Consider the following 23,965-nt stretch of genomic DNA (forward strand, 5'->3'; position numbering starts at 1 on the left):
TTTTATTTACCCCGTTCCCGGTCAATGTTGCTGTATAATTGTAATTAGCAACAGCCAAAACAGTTACGCTACCATTAGCAGTATTTACACAAGATTCGCCTTTAGCAGACACACTAAAATTAGTACTAGGTAATGAGAAAATTTCGCATCCTGTTACATCAACCGCTGTGCCAAATGGAGTATTTGGGCATTGGTCATCTACATTAATTACGCCATCATTATCATCGTCATTAGGGTTATTAGGAATACTACCACCAATACTTACGGTAAAGTTTTTTGTGGAACCATCTTCCGCAGTTACTGTATATGTAACGGGGTTCGTAAAATTGTTCGCAGATACACCACTTTGTTGATTAACACCCGAAACAGCAATTGAGGCGCTCGCGGAAATAGCGAAAGTTGCAACTAAATTTTCTGGATTAATGTTACTTGGAAGAGTTACCGAAATTTCATTCCCATTAATTGAAGCCACTGTAGGTGGCGCCGTTATATTAAATCGGAAATCAGTAATTTCTTTTTCACTACTTAAGGTACTTCTAGAACCTACGGTATACCAAATACCCCATTTACCATCTGGAATTAATTCGGAAGCATTGCCAGACGGACTAATTCTATCTGCAGCCATATTGATGGTCAAAATATTTTCATCACTACCATTAAAAGTGTCAAATATGATTTTATCATCTGTTTTTGAATAATTAGGGAATCCTAATTTGTTATTTTCATAGACAGTTTTCACATCACCGGTCTCAATATTTGCCGAAATTACTTCATAAACACCATTTAAAGTATCAAAATAATCGAAGGCTATAATATTACCTGAAGTTTTTGAAAATGATGGATTACCTATACTTACACCTTCGGGTAAATTGGTAAATATTTTTTGAATGCTACCATCACCATATGTATTGGTCTGATTGTCCCATACTTTCATTGCACCAACATCCCAATATTCTATATTCTCACCTTCACCGTTTCGCAAACTATTTAAGGCATCATAAATGAGATACTGCCCTGAATAATCCCATTCTAATGCATCCGGATATAATACTTCACCAGTTGTTACACCATCTGCAGAGGTAGGGTTATACAATTCAAAAGATCTTGAATCTCCACTTATTAAATCAGAAATAAAGATAACATTAGATTCATCATTTATAACTGCAGCTAATTTTGTTCCGTCTTTTGAAAGTGAAACGGCTGCCCAAATTGGTTCCGCCGATATTATGGTCTCCTCAATATTATTTAAATCAAGGCTTATGGCGTTTACAGTATTATCTTCAGTTACATAAATAGCTAAACTACCATCATCGGCCACACTTGGTTTTCTATAAATTCCAGTTGTTGTTAATGCATAATATTCCGTCGCGGCTGTGTCAGACACGTATAAAGTATTTGGATTATCAGTATCTATATCTAGACTAAGAATAAAATCATCACCGTTAGCAACCGGAACATCTCTATCAGTATCACTTCCTTCACCATCGGTAATTCCTACTGTATCAAAAGCATTTCTAACTGCAGTTACTTCAGATCCATTTTCACCATATAAATCTATTGCAGATTGAATTATAGCTAGCCGAAGATCTATAAATTGCGACGACACCGTTAAATAATTATCCAATGCTCGGTAATAAATTTGCTCCGCTTTGTTTTTACTAATATCCGTTGCTACTAAATAATAAGCTCTGTTTAGTATACCACTGTTAATATGAACACCTCCATTATCTGCGGTACCTGAATAATACTCACTCATATCTTTTGGCTGCCATCCTTCTTCATTAGAATTTACTCCGTTATTTGGATTCTGCATATCGCGCATTGCACCCGAAGTAAAAACATTACTATTTACTACATCTTCACCCAATTGCCAATCATCACGATCAATCATTGTTCCAAAAATATCAGCAAAAGACTCATTAATTGCACCTGATTGATTTAAGTACTCGAGATTTGCTGTGGCCCCAATAACACCATGAGACATTTCATGCCCACCAACATCTAAACTACCAGCTAAAGGTTTAAAGGCAACTTTACCATTACCATAAAACATTGCCTTTCCATTCCAAAATGCATTATCATAACCTTCCCCGTTTTCGTCACCTACATTTATAAAGGAAATAATTGTACCCCCTTGGCCATTTATTGAATTTCTATTAAATGTGTTTTTAAAATAGTTATATGAAACTTCAGCATTATAATGTGCTGAAACTGCGGTTGGGTTATCCCAATTATTACTTATAGATGTAACATGATAAATGGCAACCCCTTCTTCTGGTGCTTCATTTCTTAAATCTAATGTCATTATTGCTCCAACTGGGTTGTCTGGCATTTCAGATTGACTTTCATTAAACATTACCTCCGAAGCATTGATTAAATAATTTTTATCACCAACACTATATGTTTTTAACTGTCTATTTACGCCATTCAAGTCAACGCCATTACCATTTGTTGGAGGCACCAAAGCAGTCGAATGTGAATGACTATCTTCATTTAAACTATGGTACAAAGTACAGGTATGATAATATTTATTAATTATTTGACCTGATTGAGCGTCAATAAAATATTCCCAGCGATCTTTTGGGTTTGGGAACACCGTTAAGTGTCTTGCTAAAATATTTTTTCCTTCAAAAGGATAAATTAAGAGCTCTTCTTCTAAGTCAGAATTTGTAAATTGAGAAAGACCCATAACTAAATTCTTATTATTTAATTTAGTTCCTAAATCCATTTCAACCGCTTGCAAAGCATCGGAAACAGATATTTTAGGTACTGTACTTTCAATTATAGGTGTTGGCTTATTTCTTCCGTTTAAAGCACTTACTTTCTTGCTTTCGTCAAAATGCAAAACCACTTCACTTCCATAAACTTTCACCCCCTGAAATACTTGTTGCAATTTAATATGGGTCTGACCTAATTTATCAACCTTATTAGAAATCTCTTCAAACTCTGTAGTTGGGTCATTTATTTGAAGTAAATGTTTTACATCAATTAAATAATCATTAATGGTGATTTCAAAAGATTGCTTTGCTGTTAAGGCTGCTGTTTCTCGTGTTGCTGAACTTTTTATAAACAAGGGCAAACCACTTTCTGATTTATTCAAAATTTTGTGTTCATACTTTGAAATTACAGATGCCCGATTAAAAACTGATGGCATTTGAAAATTCGTTCGTCCTATTTTACTCGAACTTGTTTTCTTAGCAACCATTTTAAGTGTATTGAACTTTTTAACACTACCAATCTTGGCAGACACACCACTTTTGTGCTTTTTATCATCAAAAGAATCCTGAGCTAATAGTATAGATGCAGAGAAAAAGCAACATATAAAAGCTAATATTTGTAGTTCTCGTTTCATAACTTATAATGCTATTAGTTTTTTTAGTTGCTTATAAAAATTCGAATATTCATCGGAAATTTTGTAACCCTCAGAGCCCCATATAATTCTGTGTTTATTGTCTAAACTTACTTCCTCTAAAAAATAATATCGATTGCCTGGATGGTTAAAATCTAATTCAGAAATTGACAACTCTTGAAGTTTCAAAAAAATAAGCTTCGCCTCCTTTTTAGAGATCGCATCTAACTCAGTAACTTCTTTTGTTATAGAATTTGAGTAGAAAAGTTGACCATTTTCAATAAGCACATACGTATTCGTTGCACCGGTCATACCACCACCATTTCCGAAAACTATTTGTTTATCAGGTAATTCCTCAAAAGTATATTGTTGCGATTTGCACCCTAAAAAAGTTAGCACTAGCATACAAGAAAACAGGAGTGTCAATTTCATCTTTACATTTTTGTTTTTATTGTTTATCCGCCAAACTGATAAGTCACTGTAAGCCTTACCACATTTAGTTTACTAACCAAACCATTGGTTTGATCACTTGAAAGATTTGCTATTCCAATAGCCCCTGAAAGATCTACATTTAAAGATTCAAATAGTTTTACTCCAGCACCAATATTTAAGCCACCATCTAGTGTTTTATAAACATCAGAATCCTTATTACCTATATCTAGCTTATTACCATTAGACTTTGCCGAAATCATATAAGCTACATAACCCCCACCAAGCGCATATAATCGCGCTTCGCTTCCAAGGTCTACTACATAAATTTTTGCATTGAAAGGCATTTCAACAAATGATGTTTTTACTTTAGCATAATTTGTAACATTTGTAGATTCAATACTAAAAGTCTTTTGCGTAAACATTAAAGCAGGTTCCAATGAAGCATTATCACCTAACTCTATTTCGTAACCAAAACCGGAATGAAAAGAGAAACCTGCATTAAATAATTGTTGCCCTGCATTTGTGTCGCGATCTTTAAGTGTCCAGCTAGAAACTCCTAATCCAGCTTTCGCTCCAAATTGTGCATTTGCATTAAAACTTAATAATGTAATAGCCATTACTAATAGTACTTTAACTTCCTTTTTCATAATTAAATGTTGTTTGTTATTTATTGATTAGAATTTGTCCTAATTTGATGTTAGCAAGGTATTTTGAAATGCTTGTTTCTGAAATACCATCTTGATTGTATTTTTTTCTACTGGTTTTCCAGTATATTGATTACAGGGTGTTTATAGTGACCTATAGATATAGTATATTGGCACTAGATTAGTAGAAAACCAGATACTTTAATGCGTTCAATTATTTACATTTTAATACTATTGCTATCCTTTGCTAGTTCGGCTCAAACTGGTCGAGAACAGCGAATTGATAGTTTAGAAAATGCGCTTAAAATAGCTTCGCACGATACCACACGTGTTAACATTCTGAGTGAATTAGCAAGAAGTTATGGAGGCGTAGATTCTTTAAAATGTTTTGAAAACGGTTTTAAGGCTATCGCTTTAAGCAAAAAGACCAACTATTTAAAAGGAATGGCCGATGCAAATATTAATGTGGCTGGTGGTTATCTTGATTATTTTGATGCAGAAAATGCCAAAAAGTATTTTGTAAGAGGAAATTCTTTTGCAGACAAACTAATAGCAAAAGACTCATCTGCAGGCAACATGAAAATATGGTTGCGTGGTATTTACAATTTAGGTGTGGCTTATGGTTATGAAGGCAACGTAGAAAAAGAAATCGAAACTATTGCAAGGACCATACCTATTGCTCAGAAAATGGGCGATAAAATGTTTGTAGCTAATGGCAATACTAGCTTAGCCATAAAATATGGGAATATTTCTCTTCTGGAGAGATCCTATGAGATGTTTACCATAAGCCAAAAGCAATATGAAGAAGTAGGCTCACCAGAAGATATGATATATCACAGCTTAGCCTTTACAACTACATTGGTTGAAATGGATTCTTTAGAACGTATGAAAACAGTGCTAGATATAGCTAAAGAAAATTTAGATAAGATTCCAAACTCATTTTATCAAGGTCCTTATTACGGAGAACTTGGTCTGTATTATGGAAAAATAGGAAAATATAAGCGAGCATTAGATGCCCTAGACAAGTCTTATGATTTTTGTGAGGCGAATAAAACAAATTATTATATAAAGTTACTCTATCAACGATATGCGATTATTTACGAAAAAATGGGTGATTTTGCTAAAGCCAAAGATTACACCTTAAAGTATATCAACTTTAGTGATACAAAACATACTAAAGATGATATAATCGGTTCTTATTTTAGACTTGCCAATTATGAAGCTGCCCTAAACAATTACAAGTCTGCTTACAATTACTTAAAAGATTTTTCGATAGCCAGAGATTCAATTCGAGAAGAGAATTTGGATAATGCTATGCAACAGCTTGAAATACAATACAAAACTGCTACTAAGGAAAAAGAGATTCTTGCCCTTAAAAATGAAAAAAGTGAAGCTGCGCTAAACCTTGAAAAGAAAAAATCTCAAACATATATGTTAGGTGCTGTAGCAAGCATACTTGCCTTACTGCTTTTTATTGGGTACTACGGCTATAATAGTAAACTAAGAAGCGCCAAAAAAAAGGAGCTAAAACAAGAAGCAGAAGTGGCGTACTTAAAACAAGAACAACAAAACAAAGTGTTTTCTGCAATGATTGAAGGCCAAGAAAAAGAGAGAAAAAGACTTGCTATCGACTTACATGATGGTTTGGGCGGAAGGCTGTCTGGTATAAGCCTTAACCTTTCCAAACTAAATAAAGATGAACCCAAAGAATACCCGAAGGTTCAACTGCAAAAAGTTATGAAAGATTTGGACGATTCACTCACTGAACTCCGCTCTATTGCTCGAAATATGATGCCTGAAACCTTAGTTAAATTTGGATTGCAGGCAGCACTTAAAGATTATTGCAGTAGTATGACAGGAAGTGACACTAAAGTAACGTTACAATTTTATGGAACTGAAAAAGATATAAACTTAAATCAACAGGTTACTATGTATCGTGTAATACAAGAACTTATAAATAATGCGATAAAACACGCAAATGCTTCAGAGGTTTTGGTGCAATATATGCGCGATGGAAATAAAGTTGACATTACTGTAGAAGACAATGGTACGGGCTTTAATAAGGATAAACTTGTGTACAAAGAAGGCGGTATGGGAATAGATAATCTAAGAACTAGAGTAGCTTATTTAAAAGGCGATTTAGAATTTCATTCAGAAGCAAATGAAGGAACCACAGTTAATGTTCAAATTACAGTAGATGCAGCATAAGCCAATTCATATATTAATTGTTGATGACCATCCTATGGTTATCGAAGGGCTAAAAACATTGTTAAGCGATGATATACGAGTAAGTGTCAAAACACATTTTGTAAATGGCACCGACACTCTTGCTTTTTTAAAAAACAATACGGTTGATGTTATTCTCTTAGATGTAAATTTACCAGATATTAATGGCGTAGAAATGGTCACAAAAATTCTTAATCTTAGAGCAAATATTGGAATAATAGGACTTAGCACTTACAGCGAACCAAGTATTATTAATCAGATGATTAAAAATGGTGTGAAAGGATATTTGCTTAAAAATGCTACTGCCGATGAGCTAGTAAATGCTATTACACAAGTTGATGATGGAAATTTTTATTTTGGTAGCGAAGTACAAAAAATTTTAGCAGATTCAGTAACTCAAGAAAGTCGTGATTTACCCAAACTCACCAGAAGAGAAAAACATATATTAAAGCTGATTGCAGAAGGAAAAACAACCAACACCATCGCTGATGAATTATTTATAAGTCCGCTAACTGTAGAAACACACAGACGCAATCTCATGCAAAAACTGGAAGTTTCAAATGCTGCCTCATTAATCAAGATTGCCGTTGAAAAAAAGTTGATTTAACCACTTGTTATCTTTCAAAAAAACATACCCTAATCCATGTATTTTTTTCTACTGGTTTTCCGGTATTTTTTGACCCTTTTTTCTTTATTGCAAAAAAAAATTCCAACTTGCTACAAGACTTAATGCTAGAAGCTAGTCTTGAATAACTTACGGCCTTTATCAGGAAAAAGTATTATGCATGCATTTTATCGAGCTTTATGCTGTTTAAACTGATAAATCACCTGTAAAATACAGTGCTTGCATCATTTATCTTATTTTAAATTTATTATAGATTATTAAGTATTCAAGCAAAAGGCAGCGCAGTATTTACGATGCCGTATTTCGAAGCAAACACTACTTTTTATAATTAGAGGAATTTATGTTAGATAATATTGAAAGACCATTAGCCATAAAAATTATTTGTGCTCTTGGATTAATGGAAATACTGCTAATTTTATTTTCAATATATACTATGCCAGACCATCTAGTTGCCAGTTGGTATCCTCCTTATAAAATTATTACAGCAATAGTCGCACTCTCTTGTGCAATGGCCTTTTGGCATATGCTAAAATTCACCATATATTTTTACACAGCCTACTTCATCTTAAATCAAGTAATGCTATATCAATTTGGTGTTAGCTCCATTTATTTTATGATCATACCTGTTATAATAATTCTTATTGGTTGGATACCTTTTAAAAAACCATCTATTAGCAATTAGATTATTAATTGCATTGTAAACGAACACTATAAATCGAGAATAAAATCCTTCTCTTTAGATATCTTCTTAGTTATATTGTTATTTTTAAAATCAATATAACTATTAAAAACCCATGCAAGCATCCAAGACTAAATACCTAAACATCTTGTTTTTCACCATTACACTACTAATAGTAATTTCTTGCAAGGAAAAACAACCCAAAAAACTTGAAGTAGATGAAGAAAAATCAGAAAATGAGTGGACTGCTATTTTTAATGGTAAAGATTTATCAGGATGGACTATGAAAATAAATGGCTATCCATTAGCTGAAAATTTTGGAAACACCTTTAGGGTTGAAGATGGAATCTTAAGTATTAGATATGATGAATATGGTCCAGAACTTGGTGAGCGGTTTGGAGCACTGTTCTATGACAAAGTATTAACAAATTACAGATTAAAGGTAGAATACCGATTTGTTGGTGAAACCGCAGCAGGAGCTCCTGAATGGGGATATCGCGATAGTGGTGTTCAAATTCACACACAACCACCCAATACGGTTAAATTAAATCAACGCTTCCCTATATGTTTAGAATACAATCTGCATGGTGGCAACGGTGTTGACGAAAGACCATTGGGTGCGATTTGTGGCATAGGTACTCACGTCGAAATTGACGGTGTTAAAAGCACCTCATCTTGTACTCCAGCCAGGGTTGCCCGAACTTTTCATGGTGACCAATGGGTGATCGTAGAAATTGATGTAAATGAAGGAAAAATGAAACATTTCGTCAATGGTGAAGAAATTATGAGTTATTCAAATCCTACATACAATCCTGAAAATGAATACGCAAAAGCATTTATAAAGAATGGAAATGATTCAGTAAAAAGCGGGTACATTTCTTTTCAATCCAATAGCCACCCAATCGACTTTAGAAAAATAGAATTACTTGAGTATTAAATAAAATCGATTATATCCTAAAAAGTATTTCTATTTTGGATTTAGAAATTCTATCCTAATATTTAAACAGATACCATGAATAATACAAAAATCGCAATTATAACAGGAGCGGGGTCGGGTATAGGAAGAGCTGTGGCAATAGCCCTTAATGAAAACAATTGGACAGTGGTTTTAGCGGGTAGACGCAAAAAACCACTAGAAGAAACTGCAGCGCTTTGTGAATATAAAAACACAACAGTGATAACAACTGACATTACCAATAAGAGCAGTGTTGAACTTCTGTTTCAAAAAACCAAGAAAAAATATGACCGATTAGACTTACTTTTTAATAATGCCGGTATAAGTGCTCCTGCAAAACCTCTTGAAGACGTTACTTTATTAGAATGGCAGAATGTATTAAACACTAATGTAACCGGTGTTTTTCTATGTACACAAGAGGCTTTTAAAATAATGAAAAATCAAAAAATCCAAGGGGGTAGAATTATTAATAATGGGTCAATTTCAGCCCATGTACCTCGACCTCAATCAGCTCCTTATTCCGCTAGTAAACACGCAATCACTGGGTTAACAAAATCCACTTCTTTGGATGGTCGAAAATACAATATTGCATGCGGACAAATAGATATAGGTAATGCTGCAAGTGCAATGACCCAAACTATAGAAAAAGGAATAATGCAAGCCGATGGATCTTTAAAAGCCGAAGCAACTATAAACATAAATGACATTGGACGAACTATAGTTTATATGGCCAATTTACCATTAAATACCAATGTCCCTTTTGTAACTATTATGGCTAATCAAATGCCGTACATCGGCAGAGGTTAAATACTTATTTCAACTTTTTTTCCAGTTTTTGCAGCTTCAAAAATTGCCTCAATAATTTTCATATCCTTCACACCTTCCTCACCATCTAATGGAACTATTGGTTGTTTACCGTTAAATATTAATTCTGCCATACCATCCATTTGTAAAGTTTGATGAGTAACATGAGGCTGATTTAACTCCCCTTTATGGGTACGCCCCTTTATTGGCCCGTAACCTGTAGAAGGTTTCATTTCTAACCATCCATCAGAACCGGACATGTAAAAACGATCCAAATTACCGATATTATATGAGGAAAGACAATTTGCTACTGCTCCACTAGCAAAACCCATTTGAAATTGAATGGTTTCATCAACACCTTCTTTAAACTTTACGGGATCTGTCTTTGTTTCTTGAGCTGTAATCCATATGGGATCTTCACCAAGAATATATCTAGCTCCATTAATTGAATAAATTCCAATATCCATCATAGCACCACCGCCCGCAAGTTCTTTATTTAAACGCCACTGTGTAGGGTCGCCAATTACAAAACCTGATTGACCTTGAAAAAATTTAGGCGTACCAAATTCACCATTCATACGCATTTGAATTAGGGCTTTAGTTTTTGGTTCGTAATGCATACGATATCCTATTAACAACTTTACCTTAGCAGCCTTACAAGCATCAACCATTTTCTGGCCCTCTGCTACACTAATAGCCATTGGCTTCTCACAGATTACATGCTTTCCGGCTTTGGCCACCCGTATAGTTTGATCACAATGCAAACCATTTGGAGTAATTATATAAACTGCATCAATATCATCATTATCCTTTATAGCATCAAAATTATCGTAGTTATAACAGTTCTTCTTCGGAATGGAATATTTAGCCTGCCAATCTTTAATTTTTGAAGGTGTTCCACTAATAACGCCTACCAATTTAGCCTTTTTACAATCAACCATTGCTTTAGCAACTCGAGAACCATAACTACCTAAACCCATAATAGCAACCCTCAAAACAGGACCATCATAAGACGCTTCTGTCGCCGCTAAAAGATTAGGAGAATTAAACAATAATGGCATCCCTATTGCCGAAACTGTAACCTTTTCAATAAAATTTCTTCTTGAACTCATGACCTATAAGATTTATTCTAAAAATAGTGTTTTAACTACTAAGAAGCAATCATAAATTATTGTCATAAATTAAATTCTTGAAACGGACTAGTGTAGCATCGTTCTACAAAGCAAAAGCCTCTCTTTTTCAAGAAAGGCTTTTCAAATTTCGAGATCCCCCAAAAATCTCATACACAACACTCAACTGTATTATTTTCAAAAACAATTCAACCTACCACATAGGTTGATTGAAATAATTATAATTTACTTATTAGGAAAATAGACTTTAAAGGTTGTTCCTTCCCCCAAGGCGCTTTCCACTTCAATTTTCCCTTTCATTAAATCTACTTGATATTTGGTTAGATATAATCCCATTCCTCTCGCATCTTCATTATTCCCTAAAGTTTTATAAAGTCCAAATAGTTTATTTTTATTTTTATATAAATCTATCCCTATTCCATTATCCTCTATAGATATTATGGTATGTGTTTTATTTTTTTCAGCACTAATTACCACAACTGGAGTTTTTCCAACCTTCCGGAATTTAATTGCATTTGACAAACAATTCACCAGAATGTTTTCTAGATAAGCAGGTAAGGCATTTACCTCAAAATCATCCCCTATTTCATTAATAATCTTGGCATTTTCACTCTTAATAAGTCCTGTTAATCGCTGTTCTGCGCGATATACAAAATCATTAACTATTAAAAATTCTTTTTTTAGCTTGTTATTATTACTAATCGAAACTATCTCACGCAAACCTTTTGTAGTTTCCGTTACGTTCTTATTCCCTTCTTTCAGGATTGTTAATAATTTTTTACGTTCAATCTCGCATTCTTCTTTTTCCAAAAAGTTTAACAATAATGCATTGTTGGTCGCATGCCCCTTAAGATTATGAGATATCATGTGGGCGAAATTCACCAACTTATCTATATTCTTATTTGCTTCGCTTACTTGTTTGCTTAAATTTTCGCTCCGTCTATTAGGAGCGGAAACGTTAATTATTGAAGTAATAATTTTTTTATTTTCATTGGGATTATTAATTAATTTTCCGGCTAAGTTTATTTTACGTTTTTCTCCATTTTTAGCTGTATAATTCAACCCAGACAACTCAAACATATCCGTAATCGACAATTGCTTTAACATATTTGATTTATCTGAAGAACTACTTAATAACTGAAAGCTTTTATATGATTTACCTATTAAATCGTCTTCATTAAATCCAGTTATACTACAGAACTTTTCGTTAATTTCAAGAAATTTACCCGAAGCATAATCGGTAACAGCCATTCCTATAGGTGATGACTTAAAAATTTGTTGATATTCGTTTTTTGCTTTTTTAGTGTCAGATTTTTTACTTTTAATAGCCACAAATTTTGATGTAACATCTTGGACTGTACCAATTATTCTAGCACATTTTCCATCTTTAAATTTAGGACGACCAATAGTATTAACCCAAAGTGGACGGCCATCTTTAGAAATCATTTCTAAATTCTCATCCCATGGAGTCCCACTATTAATAGCTTCATTAATCGCAAGTTCCATCTTTCTTTTAGCTGACTCCTTTTTGTAAAAATTAATTACACTTTTTAAAGTAAGTAATGAGTTTTGTGGAATGTCAAAAATTTCCTGAACTAATGGTGACAAATAAACTTGTTCCTTTTCAACATTATATTCCCAACTTCCTATTTTGGCAATACTACCCCTTTCCTTTAACAGTTTATTGGTTCTGTTTAGTTCCATTTGTAACCTTTTTGTTTCAGTTACATCCTTAACATTAACCATTACCCCAATACTTTTACCATCACTATCTTTCCATGGGTTTAAATACCAAATAAAATTACCTTCGGCACCATCACCTACTTCAGCTTTATCAATAATCTGAATATCTTTTAAACCATCTAAAGCGTACTCTAATTTTGTTTTCCAATTTTCAGATAATCTTGGAAAAAGTTCAAATATATTTTTTCCTTTTACCTCACTGCTCACTAATGCAAACTTGTCAAACCACTGTTCTGAAGCATCAATTAGACAAAAATCTGTATCAAGTAAAGCTATGCAGGATGGGACTTGCTCTAGCCAAGCAAGATTTAAATTAGAGATGGGATTATTGTTGATCATTTTGTAGGATTATTTAATTTTTATAGTAATTTTCCTACAATATATAATTATCACCTTACTATTAGGCTCTAATGTTGAGAAAGCGCACATATTTGTTGTGAAACATTTTCATTCTGTTGTATGCACCTTATCTTTAATCACTTAATTCAAAGTATTTTTGAATTATTGCACCAATCTTGTCCTCAGACAAAGGCTTTAGCCAAATGCCATTTATTTGACTAATATTTGCTGCTTTTTCTTCATCATTTGGACTCAATGATGTTGTTAATAAGATGATTACTGTGTTGTCTTTGTCCTGTCTTTCTAATTCATTAAAAGCGTCTAAAAATTCCCAAGCGCTCATTATTGGCATATTAATATCGATAAATATTAACTCTGGCATCATATTATCCGTTGATTTTAAGTACTCCAACGTATCAATACCACTTTGAAAATCAACAATATTCTTCGAGCAATTAGCATCTGCAATAAACTTCTTATGAATAAAATTGGTTGAATAATTATCATCCAATAACAATATAGAATCAAGTTGTTTTGACATATAAATTTCAATTAAAAATGAACTAGAAATTATTCATCTAATTCCGCGTTTACATTATACTATTTTTATAGGGGAACAACATTTATCACAGTTTTTACTGCGTTTATAATTATATAGGTCAAGTCAGTACACCTACACATTTAGAACTACAAAATTATACCAATATTATACTAAATGTAAGAATTTATTTGTTAAAATTTATTACCTACTTAAAAAGAAGAAAAAACACCTTCTAATACATCTTAAAAATTAATCATCAAGTAGAATCTCAAGAATTTGAATTGCTGTTTCGCTAATCTTTGTTCCTGGTCCAAAAACAGCCACCGCTCCTGCATCGAATAAAAATTGATAATCTTGCTTTGGCACTACACCACCAACGATTACCATGATATCATCACGGTTATATTTTTTTAACTCTTCAACTACACGTGGTACCAAAGTTTTGTGACCTCCCGCTAAAGATGACACACCAAGAATGTGAACATCATTTTCAACAGCCTGTTTAGCAGCCTCTTCAGGAGTTTGAAAGAGAGGACCTATATCTACATCGAAACCCAAATCTGCATATCCCGTAGCCACAACCTTCGCTCCCCTATCATGCCCATCTTGACCCATTTTTGCAATCATAATTCTCGGTCTTCGGCCATCTTGAATAGCAAAACGGTCTGCCATTTCTTGAGCTTTATTAAAGCTACTGTCGTCTTTAATTTCTTTAGAATACACCCCTGAAAATGAATTTATTATTGCCTTATGCCTCCCAAATACTTGCTCCAACACCATACTTATCTCGCCCAATGTAGCTCTAACTCTTGCAGCATTTACCGCTAAAGCTAACAAATTGTTTTCTTCTTTAGATAGCCTTATTACAGTTTCCTGTTTAGAATCCATTTTATATTCAGCGGCTTCCGTAAGTCTTTTTAGTGAATGTTGTACTTCATCTTCATTTCTAGTTGATTTAATTTTTGCAAGTCGCGCTAATTGTTGTCTACGCACCTCATTATCATCAACTTCTAATATTTTTAGCTCTTCTTCTTCATTAAGCTGAAATTTATTTACCCCAACAATAATATCTTGACCACTATCAATACGTGCCTGCTTTCTGGCAGCAGCCTCTTCAATTCTCATTTTAGGAATACTAGCCTCTATAGCCTTTGTCATACCTCCTAAATCTTCAACTTCTTGTATTAAACTCCATGCTTTTTTCGCAAGTTGATCTGTTAAATACTCTACGTAATAACTACCCGCCCATGGATCTACAGTTTTCGTTATTTGTGTTTCTTCCTGCAGGTACAATTGAGTTTCCCTTGCTATTCTAGCCGAAAAATCTGTGGGTAATGCAATAGCTTCATCTAATGCATTGGTATGCAAACTCTGAGTACCGCCAAAAACCGCTGCGGCAGCCTCAATAGTTGTCCGCGCTACATTATTAAATGGATCTTGTTCCGTTAAACTCCAACCACTAGTTTGGCAATGGGTTCTTAGCGATAAAGACTTTGGATTTTGAGGATTAAATTGTTTCACAATTTTCGACCATAACATGCGCGCAGCCCTTAGCTTAGCAATTTCCATAAAATGATTCATTCCTATTCCCCAGAAAAATGATAAACGGGGCGCAAAATCATCAATATCTAATCCGGAATCAAGTCCTGTTCTAATATATTCCAATCCATCAGCTAAAGTATAAGCTAACTCAATATCTGCAGTGGCTCCCGCCTCATGCATGTGATACCCAGAAATACTTATACTGTTAAATTTTGGCATAAACTTACTGGTGTATTCAAAAATATCTGCCACTAGCTGCATTGAGGGTTTCGGTGGATAGATGTATGTATTACGTACCATAAACTCCTTGAGAATATCATTCTGAATAGTACCTTTCAATTGGTTTAGGGCCACACCTTGCTCTTCAGCAGCTACAATATAAAAAGCCATAATTGGCAAAACAGCTCCATTCATAGTCATAGAAACCGACATTTCATTCAATGGAATATTATTGAATAAAACCTTCATATCCTCCACAGAATCTATAGCCACTCCCGCTTTTCCAACATCCCCCACTACCCTTTCATGATCACTATCATAACCACGATGTGTTGGCAAATCAAAAGCTACAGAAAGCCCTTTTTGACCTCCTTTTAAATTCCTTCTATAAAATGCATTACTCTCTTCGGCCGTTGAAAATCCTGCATATTGACGTATGGTCCATGGTCTTCTAACATACATTGTTGAATAAGGTCCACGTAAATAAGGGGGAATTCCAGCGGCGAAATCTAGATGTTCTGATTCTTTTATATCTTCTTTTGAATATGAAGGTTTCAGTTGAATTTTCTCCGCTGTTTCATAGATCTCGACAGAACCAGACTGAACGTTCTTCCTCGGTCTTCCGTTTTCCATCCTCAAGCTAATATGACTCAAATCTTTCCTATTCATCTTCGTTTTGGTATAAACATATGAGACATATGGTGGTAGTAAAATTCCAAAGAAACATACAAATCAAGAGCCTTATCTTCAGTATCTGCCCAAGATGTATAATTATCTTTAATGCGTGAAATAATTAGGTTTGGTCTTAAACTATTATTCTTTCTAAGAACAGAAAATGTTCCTTTTAGTTCTACATCTTGAATATTCTTTTCTATACATGCAAAAATCGGATGATTATAATTAAAGCCACTATTTTTAGAATCTGTCACTATCCACAAATTGTCAATTTTTCGAAGTTCTTTAAAAACATTTATAGAATGGTCTGAAACAATCTTTACCCTATTCACAGTGTTACCACCTTCTACAGCATTAACAAAAACCTCATATGCATTTTCTTTAGTATCACTATCTGTATAATAATTTTTCAAGTCATCTTCAAAGCTATATAGGGCTTCTTTGAACATTTTAGCATCCTTTAAATCACAGCTAAATAGCTCTATTTGTTCATGATATTTGTAAGAAAAAGAGTCTTGTTTACAAGACACAGATATACAAAGCAATAATATCAAATATTTTTTCCTACTCATCGTCCAATCTTTTTTGTTCAATTGTGGTAGCTAAACGTTTTTCAACTATTGGCCTAATACTTGTTTCACCATAATCTGTTATAACAAAAGGGCTAACTCGAATCGTATCTTTCATCTTATCAGATACATTTAGGTATTTATTCGTACCTACTAAAACAGTATCACTGTTATTGAAACTCTTTTGAATTATTTCAGCACTTTTTTCAATCTCAGTTTGTATAACACCTGATTTCAATTGAGTTAAAAAGCCCCCTGATTCTTCAATATTCTTAAATAACACTAGTGCCTTTTCAGCAATTTCTTGTGTTAAAGATTCGATATAATAGGCTCCCTCAGCAGCATTATCAACTTTATCGAAATAACTTTCATTTTTTAATATCAATAATTGATTTAATGCTATTCTATCTCCAAAATCATTGGGTTCGTGATACAGAACATCATATGGTAGATTGCAAACTAAATCGGCTCCGCCTAAAACAGCAGACATACATTCGGTACTAGTGCGCAACATATTTACATTATAGTCATATAATGTCTTGTTTCGTTTTGTTGGTGTTGCCATAATGAGGCATTCTTCAGACAACTCGTATTCCGAAGCTAGGGTAGCCCATAACAATCGAAGTGCGCGAATTTTAGCTATCTCAAAAAAGTAGTTTGACCCAATGGCTACTTTAAACAACACTTTTGAAGTGTTATTATTATTTTGATTTAAATATTCATTGGCATGTGCCATAGCATAGGCCAACTGCTGAATTATTGTAGCACCTGCATTTTGATACAAACTAGCATCTACCGTTATGGTATTTTTTTGGGAACCTTCTAATAAACTTTTTAAAAAATTAAAATCAGCATTTTCATTTAAAAACCAATTCCCTGTTTTGGCAAGATTACCAAGGCTATCGAAATGAAATTGCACATTATTGGTATTCTTAATAAAATTTAAAATCGATTGCCGGTTTTTAACTGTTACTTTTTGAAAATGAATGTGAATATTAGTCGACTTTAATTCGATAGCGTTCAATAGAATTTCAAAATCAATATTTTCTGAAATTATATCAAACCAAATACTTTTTGCTCCATTTTTTATCGAATCTAGCGCTCTTAAATTAGCCTTGTTTGCAATTTCAACTTCAATAAATTGACCTACTTGCCAGCCATTTTTACTTTTTTGAATACTGTTAGCAACACTATTCTCTTTATGATAAAATGGCTCTACTGAAACACCTTCTTGAGAATGCCAAATCAGCGTTTTTTCATAATCTGCACCTTTTAGGTCAGCTTCGATTTTCTGTTTCCATCCTTTTGCGGAAACTTCAGAAAAATCATCAAACAAGGATGAATGTGACATGACTATTTTTTATATAAAATACGATTTATAAAGGAATATTACCATGTTTTTTCTTAGGCAACTTACTTACCTTATTCTCCAATAGCGTATATGTTTTAATCAGTTTTCTACGTGTGTTTTTTGGAAGAATAACTTCATCGATAAATCCGCGTTCTGCCGCACTATAGGGATTGGCGAATTTCTCAGCATATTCAGCTTCTTTTTCAGCTAGTTTTGCAACCGGGTCATCAGCTGAATTTATTTCTTTTCGGAAGATTATCTCACTAGCTCCTTTTGCACCCATAACCGCAATCTCAGCACCAGGCCATGCATAATTTAAATCTGCACCAATATGTTTCGAATTCATAACATCATAAGCACCACCATAAGCTTTTCGAGTAATAACAGTTACTTTAGGTACTGTTGCTTCACTTAAAGCATACAGCAATTTTGCACCGTTGGTAATAATTCCATTCCATTCTTGGTCTGTCCCAGGTAAAAATCCTGGTACATCTACTAATACTAACAACGGAATATTAAAGCAATCGCAAAACCTTGTAAATCGAGCTGCTTTTTTAGAACTATCGACATCTAAAACTCCCGCTAAACTCATTGGCTGGTTGGCAACAACTCCAATACTTTTTCCGCCAAGTCGAGCGAAACCAACAACAATATTATCGGCATAATCTTTATGAATCTCAAAAAAAGTTTTTTCATCAATTATACCATTAATCACCTTACGCATATCATAGGGTTGATTAGGATTCTCGGGCACAATATGCTCCAATTCTTCACGAATTTCATCACCAAACTCAAAAGGAATTTCAATGGGAAGATCTTCACAATTTTGAGGCATATAGCTAACCAATTGCTTTATCTGATTAATACAGGCAATATCATTAGCAGCAGTCATATGTGTTACTCCTGATTTTGTAGCGTGTGTCTTGGCACCTCCTAATTCTTCCGAAGTTACTTCTTCATTAGTTACAGTCTTTACAACATTAGGGCCCGTAACAAACATATAACTAGAATTTTCTACCATTAAGGTGAAATCTGTCATCGCAGGAGAATAAACTGCGCCACCTGCACATGGCCCCATAATAGCAGAAATTTGAGGAATTACCCCCGATGCCATTACGTTTCTATGAAAAATATCGGCATAACCTCCAAGTGAACGAACACCTTCCTGAATACGAGCTCCACCACTATCATTTAATCCAATTACAGGGACACCTATTTTCATGGCCAAATCCATAATCTTACAAATTTTTTCTGCATGTGTTTCTGATAATGCGCCGCCAAAAACAGTAAAATCTTGGGCGAAAACACAAACTTTTCTTCCAGCAATTGTACCGTAACCTGTGACCACTCCATCGCCATAAAAGATTTGCTTTTCCATTCCAAAATCTTTAGTTCGATGCGTTACTAAAGCTCCCATTTCTTCAAAAGAATTTTCATCTACCAAAAAATGAATACGTTCTCGAGCTGTTAATTTTTTTTTCGAATGCTGCTTATCAATACGTTCTTGTCCTCCTCCTAAATTAGACTTAGACAATTTATCTTTAAGTATTTGTTGTTTATCGCTCATTATAAAAATTCACTCTAGTTTGTAATACTACATCCTGTTTTTAAGCCAATTAGAATCTTCGGTAATCGGTAATTTCAAATCTTCTTTATTCTCTAAGTATAGTTTTAACCCTACCATGGCAGCAATTTTTTGTTCTTCAACCTTTTGTTTTTGAACTTTTTCTTGAGAGAAGTATTGTTTTACGAAGTGGGTGTCAAAATTACCTGATTTAAAAGCATCGTGCTCACAAACAAACTTTCCGAACGACAATGTGGTGGAAACCCCTTCAACTTTGTAATTATCAATTGCTTCAATCATTAATTGAATAGCCGCTGCTCTATTTTCTCCATAGCTTATTAATTTAGAAAGCATAGGATCATAATAAATAGGAACCTCCATACCCTCTTCAAACCCATCATCTACACGTATACCTTCACCCTTAGGTCTTTTATAAGAGAATAAAACTCCTATACTTGGTATAAAATTTTCAAGCGGGTCTTCAGCATATACTCTAACTTCTAATGCATGACCAGAAATGGACAAATCTTCTTGAGAAAAATCAATTTCTTCTCCTCTTGCTACTCTTATTTGTTGCTCAACCAGGTCTATACCAGTAATCATTTCAGTTACTGGATGTTCTACTTGAAGTCTGGTATTCATTTCTAAAAAATAGAAGTTTTTGTTTTCATCAAGCAGAAACTCAACGGTACCAACACCCAAATAATCACAAGCCTTGGCAACCTTAACGGCTGCTTCACCCATAGCTTTTCGTATTTCTGGGGTAAGTACTGCGGAAGGTGCTTCCTCTACTACCTTTTGATGCCTTCTTTGTATACTACACTCTCTTTCAAATAGATGCACAATATTACCATGTCCGTCTGCAAGTATTTGAATTTCAATATGCCGAGGGGAGCCCACATATTTCTCGATAAAAACTGCTCCATCGCCAAAAGCAGATTCAGCTTCACTGATAGCACGATTCATTTGTTCTGGTAATTCCTTTAAAGATGCTACAACCCGCATTCCTTTACCACCACCACCGGCTGCAGCTTTTATTAAAATGGGAAAACCAATCTTTTGTGCAATGCTATTTGCTAATGCCACATCGGTAACAGCTTCATCAATACCTGGCACCATGGGGATGTCATAAGACTTAACAGCCTCTTTTGCTGACAATTTATTACCCATTACCTCAATTGCGTGCACTTTAGGTCCAATAAAAACTATACCATTTTCAGAAACTTTTCTAGCAAATTCAGCGTTTTCACTTAAGAATCCATAACCCGGATGAATTCCATCGGCATTCGTTTTCTTGGCCGCATCAATTACTTTTTCTATTACCAGATATGATTCACTTGAAGCAGAATTACCTAAGTATACTGCTTCATCAGCAAATTTTACGTGCGGTGAATATCGGTCTGCGTCTGAATAAACCGCCACGCACTTTATTCCCATTTTTCGAATGGTTTTCATCACTCTTAGGGCAATTTCACCTCTATTGGCAACTAATATTTTCTTCATTAAAAATATATTTTGGAATAAAATATTCCTCTCATTTATTCCATCTCAATTATAATCTGCCCCTTATCGACAGCAGCATCTTTTTTAACCTTCACGAATTTCACAATTCCCTCACCTTCAGAAAGAATAACATTTTCCATTTTCATTGCTGAAAGCACTACCAAAGGAGTTCCCTTTTCAACTTCTTGCCCCTCTTCAATCAAAATATCAATAATTAAACCAGGCATTGGGGCGTATATCTCATTCACTTTTTCGGCAACGACATTTAACATACCCATTTCTTTAACCATTTGATCCATCGAATCGGCAATACCAATTTCATACTTATTGGCATTAACTAATAAAGTCAACTTTTTTTCCAAAAAATCAGCATGTTCTACATGGATTGAATACGATTGATTTTCACTAATTAAATGGAAAGCATTGGAACCATTTTCAATTAAATCGAGATTTTCTAATTCTTCTGGAGTTAATTCTATTTTGACATTATTTACTGAAACAGTATAAGCCATAGGCGATTTTATATTCAAATATTTAGATTTGACTAAAGGTATCAAAAATCTTAGTTTTCTTTGATATCAAAAGTTTTAGTCTAAGTACCTGGATGATATTTGTCATTTATAGATAGTTAGTTTGCCCTTAGCTTTGGTTTAAAATAACTTATGTTAAGCAGGTACTTGCCCATATTCATAATCTTATCGATACTCGCAGAAATTCTGGGTACCGTTGGTGGATTTGGATCTTCGGTTTTTTTTGTTCCGATGGCTAGTTATTTTATGGATTTTCAGACGGTGTTGGGTATTACGGCCTTATTTCATTTATCTAGCAATATCACTAAATTGGGTTTTTTCAGAAAAGGATTTGACAAAACCCTAATGTTATATTTGGGAATACCAGCCATTTTATTTGTATCGATTGGTGCATTTTTAAGCAAATATGTGAACCCAGAATTGCTCACTCTAATTCTTGGAATATTCCTTTTACTATTCGGACTTTTATTTTTAATTAATAAAAACCTGATAGTTTCTGCAAGCAAAAAAAATGCACTTATTGGAGGCACCTTGTCTGGATTAATTGCGGGATTACTAGGTACTGGAGGTGCTATAAGAGGTGCTACGATGACTGCGTTTAACCTTAATAAAGAAAAATTTATAGCTACTTCTGCTATTATTGATTTAGGTATTGACTTAAGTAGAAGTATTATATATACTTATAATGGTTATGTGAATAAAAAAGATCTTTACCTTATTCCTATTCTTATTGGAGTAAGTATAGTAGGCACTTATTTGGGAAAAAAAGTTTTAGATAAAATAACTCAAGCTCAATTTAAAAGAATAGTGCTTTTCTTATTAGTGGGTATTGGTATACTTACTATTATATTTAATTTGAAGTAAAATAGACAAATATGGATTTTATCGATTATTATAAAGTTCTGGGACTAACTAAATCAGCAACTGGAAAAGAAGTGAAATCTGCCTATCGGAAAATGGCAAGAAAATACCATCCGGATCTTAATCCTAATAATGTTGAAGCTGAAAAAAAGTTCAAACAAATTAATGAAGCGAATGAGGTATTGAGTGATCCCGAAAAAAGAAAAAAATACGATCAGTACGGTAAAGATTGGCAACATGCAGAAGAATTTGAGAAAGCGAAAGCACAACAGCAGTCTAGACAAAATTCTTCACAACGTGCCTACAATGGCGCACAGGGAGATGATTATTCTGATTTTTTTGAATCAATGTTCGGCGGATCTGGTTTTGGAAGGCAAGAAAGAGAAGTAAAATTCAGAGGTCAAGATTTTAATGCAGAACTTCGCTTAAGCCTCACAGATGTTATTTCGGCGCACAAACAGACTTTAACCGTAAATGGTAAAAATATACGAATAGCCATTCCTGCTGGAATTGAAGATGGCCAAACAATAAAAATTAAAGGACAAGGTGGAACAGGCTCATCAGGTGCACCAAAAGGAGATCTTTATATCACCTTTTCAATTCAAAACAATACTACATTTAAAAAAGTAGGAGCTAATTTATATAAAACAATAGATATACCACTTACCAAAGCAATCTTAGGCGGTGAGATTACCGTTGAAACCCTTACCGGTAAGGTAAAACTGAAAGTCAAACCAGAAACTCAAAATGGAGCACAAGTAAAATTAAAGGGTAAAGGTTTTCCGGTCTATAAAAAGGATAAACAATTTGGAGATCTATTCATCACGTATAATATTAAAATTCCAACCAATTTAACAGAAACTCAAAAAGAACTTTTTAAACAATTGGAGAATTCAAATTTAAATTAAAGACTATGGATACTAGAGAATATATTAGAATCACAGAGTTTTGCACCAAGTATGGGATTGAAGAATCATTAGTTCTTGTTTTGCAAGAATATGAGGTGGTAAGGCTCGAATTAGTAAATAACGAGCAGTGCTTACACGAACAAGAATTACCCCATTTAGAAAAAATGCTAAGACTACACCAAGAACTAGAAATTAATCCAGAAGGTTTACAGGCCATTGACCACTTATTAAAAAGAATAAATGGACTTCAAAAAGAAGTGAGTAGTCTACGAAAAGTGTTAAACCGTTTTGAATAATATTGCCATATTATATTCTCATTAATTGACCAAACACCCAATTCTTAATACTTAGATTTATAATAAGTAATTGCCATCGAAACTTTTATTAGTTATGATATTTATCATACCTAATAAAAAAAGGCAAACATATCTTTATTGTATTAATGACAAAAACAGTAGTATTATGACAATTAACATACAATATGTACACATGCCAACTAGCGAATCGTTGAGCACTATAATTACTGAAAAGTTAGAGAAATTACACCACAAATATAATTGGGTAATTAGAGCTGAAGTATTTTTAAAGCTTGAAAGCGATACCGCAGTAAAAAATCAAATTTGTGAAATTGAGCTTAGTGCACCAGGACCAAGAATATTTGCTAAGTCAAAAGAAAACAATTTTGAAAAAGCCGTAGCTAACACAATAAAAGAATTAGAACATCAATTAAAACGAAGAAAAAGTTCATTTGTTAAACATTAATTTTCTCAAATTCG

General features: G+C 33.8%; 21 protein-coding genes. 9 read left to right on the forward strand and 12 right to left on the reverse strand.

Annotated features, from left to right (window positions below; translation table 11 throughout):
* From ABJF52_RS07270 to ABJF52_RS07280, 3 genes are all read right to left on the reverse strand, one after another.
* On the reverse strand, nucleotides 1-3,352 hold a 3,352-nt coding region (locus tag ABJF52_RS07270; RefSeq protein ID WP_348148448.1), incomplete at its 3' end, for a M4 family metallopeptidase.
* 3 nt (nucleotides 3,353-3,355) lie between these two features.
* On the reverse strand, nucleotides 3,356-3,781 hold the full coding sequence (locus tag ABJF52_RS07275; RefSeq protein ID WP_348148451.1) for a hypothetical protein: 426 nt from the start codon (nucleotides 3,779-3,781) through the stop codon (nucleotides 3,356-3,358).
* Between the two features lie 23 nt (nucleotides 3,782-3,804).
* Entirely contained in the window at nucleotides 3,805-4,428 is a 624-nt protein-coding gene (locus ABJF52_RS07280; RefSeq protein ID WP_348148454.1) for a porin family protein, read from the reverse strand.
* 201 nt (nucleotides 4,429-4,629) lie between these two features.
* Here ABJF52_RS07280 and ABJF52_RS07285 point away from each other — a divergent pair, with 201 nt between their 5' ends.
* From ABJF52_RS07285 to ABJF52_RS07305, 5 genes are all read left to right on the forward strand, one after another.
* The gene (locus tag ABJF52_RS07285; protein WP_348148457.1) at nucleotides 4,630-6,633 is read left to right on the forward strand and encodes a sensor histidine kinase; all 2,004 of its coding nucleotides are present in this window, start codon (nucleotides 4,630-4,632) and stop codon (nucleotides 6,631-6,633) included.
* Complete coding sequence (locus ABJF52_RS07290) at nucleotides 6,623-7,258, forward strand: response regulator transcription factor (protein ID WP_348148460.1); 636 nt, start codon at nucleotides 6,623-6,625, stop codon at nucleotides 7,256-7,258. The genes ABJF52_RS07285 and ABJF52_RS07290 overlap by 11 nt, the downstream gene beginning before the upstream one ends.
* Before the next feature lie 358 nt (nucleotides 7,259-7,616).
* Complete coding sequence (locus ABJF52_RS07295) at nucleotides 7,617-7,958, forward strand: hypothetical protein (RefSeq protein WP_348148463.1); 342 nt, start codon at nucleotides 7,617-7,619, stop codon at nucleotides 7,956-7,958.
* Nucleotides 7,959-8,070: 112 nt separating this feature from the next.
* On the forward strand, nucleotides 8,071-8,892 hold the full coding sequence (locus ABJF52_RS07300; protein WP_348148466.1) for a DUF1080 domain-containing protein: 822 nt from the start codon (nucleotides 8,071-8,073) through the stop codon (nucleotides 8,890-8,892).
* Nucleotides 8,893-8,967: 75 nt separating this feature from the next.
* A complete protein-coding gene (locus tag ABJF52_RS07305) occupies nucleotides 8,968-9,717 on the forward strand; it encodes an SDR family oxidoreductase (RefSeq protein WP_348148469.1) in 750 nt (249 codons plus the stop codon).
* Here ABJF52_RS07305 and ABJF52_RS07310 read toward each other — a convergent pair.
* The 9 genes from ABJF52_RS07310 to ABJF52_RS07350 all read right to left on the reverse strand — a co-directional run bounded on the left by ABJF52_RS07310 (nucleotide 9,714) and on the right by ABJF52_RS07350 (nucleotide 21,420).
* Entirely contained in the window at nucleotides 9,714-10,826 is a 1,113-nt protein-coding gene (locus ABJF52_RS07310) for a Gfo/Idh/MocA family oxidoreductase (protein WP_348148472.1), read from the reverse strand. The genes ABJF52_RS07305 and ABJF52_RS07310 overlap by 4 nt on opposite strands.
* Before the next feature lie 243 nt (nucleotides 10,827-11,069).
* The gene (locus ABJF52_RS07315; RefSeq protein WP_348148475.1) at nucleotides 11,070-12,926 is read right to left on the reverse strand and encodes a PAS domain S-box protein; all 1,857 of its coding nucleotides are present in this window, start codon (nucleotides 12,924-12,926) and stop codon (nucleotides 11,070-11,072) included.
* A gap of 133 nt (nucleotides 12,927-13,059) precedes the next feature.
* Nucleotides 13,060-13,467 carry a response regulator gene (locus ABJF52_RS07320; protein ID WP_348148478.1) on the reverse strand — a complete coding sequence of 136 codons (408 nt, stop codon included), beginning with the start codon at nucleotides 13,465-13,467 and terminating at the stop codon, nucleotides 13,060-13,062.
* Nucleotides 13,468-13,716: 249 nt separating this feature from the next.
* Entirely contained in the window at nucleotides 13,717-15,897 is a 2,181-nt protein-coding gene (gene scpA / locus ABJF52_RS07325; RefSeq protein ID WP_348148481.1) for a methylmalonyl-CoA mutase, read from the reverse strand.
* Nucleotides 15,894-16,475: a hypothetical protein gene (locus ABJF52_RS07330; protein ID WP_348148483.1), complete on the reverse strand. Its 582-nt coding sequence runs from the start codon at nucleotides 16,473-16,475 to the stop codon at nucleotides 15,894-15,896. Before ABJF52_RS07330 ends, scpA begins: the two co-directional genes overlap by 4 nt.
* Nucleotides 16,468-17,823 carry a methylmalonyl-CoA mutase subunit beta gene (locus ABJF52_RS07335; protein WP_348148486.1) on the reverse strand — a complete coding sequence of 452 codons (1,356 nt, stop codon included), beginning with the start codon at nucleotides 17,821-17,823 and terminating at the stop codon, nucleotides 16,468-16,470. Before ABJF52_RS07335 ends, ABJF52_RS07330 begins: the two co-directional genes overlap by 8 nt.
* A gap of 25 nt (nucleotides 17,824-17,848) precedes the next feature.
* The gene (locus tag ABJF52_RS07340) at nucleotides 17,849-19,390 is read right to left on the reverse strand and encodes an acyl-CoA carboxylase subunit beta (protein ID WP_348148488.1); all 1,542 of its coding nucleotides are present in this window, start codon (nucleotides 19,388-19,390) and stop codon (nucleotides 17,849-17,851) included.
* Nucleotides 19,391-19,417: 27 nt separating this feature from the next.
* Complete coding sequence (locus ABJF52_RS07345; RefSeq protein ID WP_348148491.1) at nucleotides 19,418-20,890, reverse strand: acetyl-CoA carboxylase biotin carboxylase subunit; 1,473 nt, start codon at nucleotides 20,888-20,890, stop codon at nucleotides 19,418-19,420.
* A gap of 35 nt (nucleotides 20,891-20,925) precedes the next feature.
* The gene (locus ABJF52_RS07350; RefSeq protein ID WP_348148494.1) at nucleotides 20,926-21,420 is read right to left on the reverse strand and encodes a biotin/lipoyl-containing protein; all 495 of its coding nucleotides are present in this window, start codon (nucleotides 21,418-21,420) and stop codon (nucleotides 20,926-20,928) included.
* Nucleotides 21,421-21,552: 132 nt separating this feature from the next.
* Between ABJF52_RS07350 and ABJF52_RS07355 the strand changes: the two genes are divergently transcribed.
* The 4 genes from ABJF52_RS07355 (at nucleotide 21,553) to raiA (ending at nucleotide 23,951) form a co-directional block, all read left to right on the forward strand.
* Nucleotides 21,553-22,284 carry a sulfite exporter TauE/SafE family protein gene (locus ABJF52_RS07355; protein WP_348148497.1) on the forward strand — a complete coding sequence of 244 codons (732 nt, stop codon included), beginning with the start codon at nucleotides 21,553-21,555 and terminating at the stop codon, nucleotides 22,282-22,284.
* An 11-nt stretch (nucleotides 22,285-22,295) separates the two neighbouring features.
* Nucleotides 22,296-23,189 carry a J domain-containing protein gene (locus ABJF52_RS07360; protein ID WP_348148500.1) on the forward strand — a complete coding sequence of 298 codons (894 nt, stop codon included), beginning with the start codon at nucleotides 22,296-22,298 and terminating at the stop codon, nucleotides 23,187-23,189.
* A gap of 5 nt (nucleotides 23,190-23,194) precedes the next feature.
* Nucleotides 23,195-23,485, forward strand: coding sequence for a chaperone modulator CbpM (locus ABJF52_RS07365; protein WP_348148503.1), 291 nt, complete (start codon nucleotides 23,195-23,197; stop codon nucleotides 23,483-23,485).
* 166 nt (nucleotides 23,486-23,651) lie between these two features.
* Nucleotides 23,652-23,951 carry a ribosome-associated translation inhibitor RaiA gene (gene raiA, locus ABJF52_RS07370; RefSeq protein WP_348148506.1) on the forward strand — a complete coding sequence of 100 codons (300 nt, stop codon included), beginning with the start codon at nucleotides 23,652-23,654 and terminating at the stop codon, nucleotides 23,949-23,951.
* Nucleotides 23,952-23,965 lie beyond the last annotated feature (14 nt).

It is taken from the genome of Aurantibacter sp. (assembly GCF_039941195.1).
Classification (GTDB): domain Bacteria; phylum Bacteroidota; class Bacteroidia; order Flavobacteriales; family Flavobacteriaceae; genus Aurantibacter_A.

What these genes read in the sequence shown, in the direction of transcription:
- ABJF52_RS07335 (WP_348148486.1), bottom strand. Translation starts at nt 17,823, where the DNA reads ATGTCACATTCATCCTTGTTTGATGATTTTTCTGAAGTTTCCGCAAAA.
- ABJF52_RS07300 (WP_348148466.1), top strand. Translation starts at nt 8,071, where the DNA reads ATGCAAGCATCCAAGACTAAATACCTAAACATCTTGTTTTTCACCATT.
- ABJF52_RS07285 (WP_348148457.1), top strand. Translation starts at nt 4,630, where the DNA reads ATGCGTTCAATTATTTACATTTTAATACTATTGCTATCCTTTGCTAGT.
- raiA (WP_348148506.1), top strand. Translation starts at nt 23,652, where the DNA reads ATGACAATTAACATACAATATGTACACATGCCAACTAGCGAATCGTTG.
- ABJF52_RS07310 (WP_348148472.1), bottom strand. Translation starts at nt 10,826, where the DNA reads ATGAGTTCAAGAAGAAATTTTATTGAAAAGGTTACAGTTTCGGCAATA.
- ABJF52_RS07330 (WP_348148483.1), bottom strand. Translation starts at nt 16,475, where the DNA reads ATGAGTAGGAAAAAATATTTGATATTATTGCTTTGTATATCTGTGTCT.
- ABJF52_RS07320 (WP_348148478.1), bottom strand. Translation starts at nt 13,467, where the DNA reads ATGTCAAAACAACTTGATTCTATATTGTTATTGGATGATAATTATTCA.
- ABJF52_RS07345 (WP_348148491.1), bottom strand. Translation starts at nt 20,890, where the DNA reads ATGAAGAAAATATTAGTTGCCAATAGAGGTGAAATTGCCCTAAGAGTG.
- ABJF52_RS07360 (WP_348148500.1), top strand. Translation starts at nt 22,296, where the DNA reads ATGGATTTTATCGATTATTATAAAGTTCTGGGACTAACTAAATCAGCA.
- scpA (WP_348148481.1), bottom strand. Translation starts at nt 15,897, where the DNA reads ATGAATAGGAAAGATTTGAGTCATATTAGCTTGAGGATGGAAAACGGA.
- ABJF52_RS07280 (WP_348148454.1), bottom strand. Translation starts at nt 4,428, where the DNA reads ATGAAAAAGGAAGTTAAAGTACTATTAGTAATGGCTATTACATTATTA.
- ABJF52_RS07315 (WP_348148475.1), bottom strand. Translation starts at nt 12,926, where the DNA reads ATGATCAACAATAATCCCATCTCTAATTTAAATCTTGCTTGGCTAGAG.
- ABJF52_RS07355 (WP_348148497.1), top strand. Translation starts at nt 21,553, where the DNA reads ATGTTAAGCAGGTACTTGCCCATATTCATAATCTTATCGATACTCGCA.
- ABJF52_RS07295 (WP_348148463.1), top strand. Translation starts at nt 7,617, where the DNA reads ATGTTAGATAATATTGAAAGACCATTAGCCATAAAAATTATTTGTGCT.
- ABJF52_RS07340 (WP_348148488.1), bottom strand. Translation starts at nt 19,390, where the DNA reads ATGAGCGATAAACAACAAATACTTAAAGATAAATTGTCTAAGTCTAAT.
- ABJF52_RS07275 (WP_348148451.1), bottom strand. Translation starts at nt 3,781, where the DNA reads ATGAAATTGACACTCCTGTTTTCTTGTATGCTAGTGCTAACTTTTTTA.
- ABJF52_RS07365 (WP_348148503.1), top strand. Translation starts at nt 23,195, where the DNA reads ATGGATACTAGAGAATATATTAGAATCACAGAGTTTTGCACCAAGTAT.
- ABJF52_RS07305 (WP_348148469.1), top strand. Translation starts at nt 8,968, where the DNA reads ATGAATAATACAAAAATCGCAATTATAACAGGAGCGGGGTCGGGTATA.
- ABJF52_RS07290 (WP_348148460.1), top strand. Translation starts at nt 6,623, where the DNA reads ATGCAGCATAAGCCAATTCATATATTAATTGTTGATGACCATCCTATG.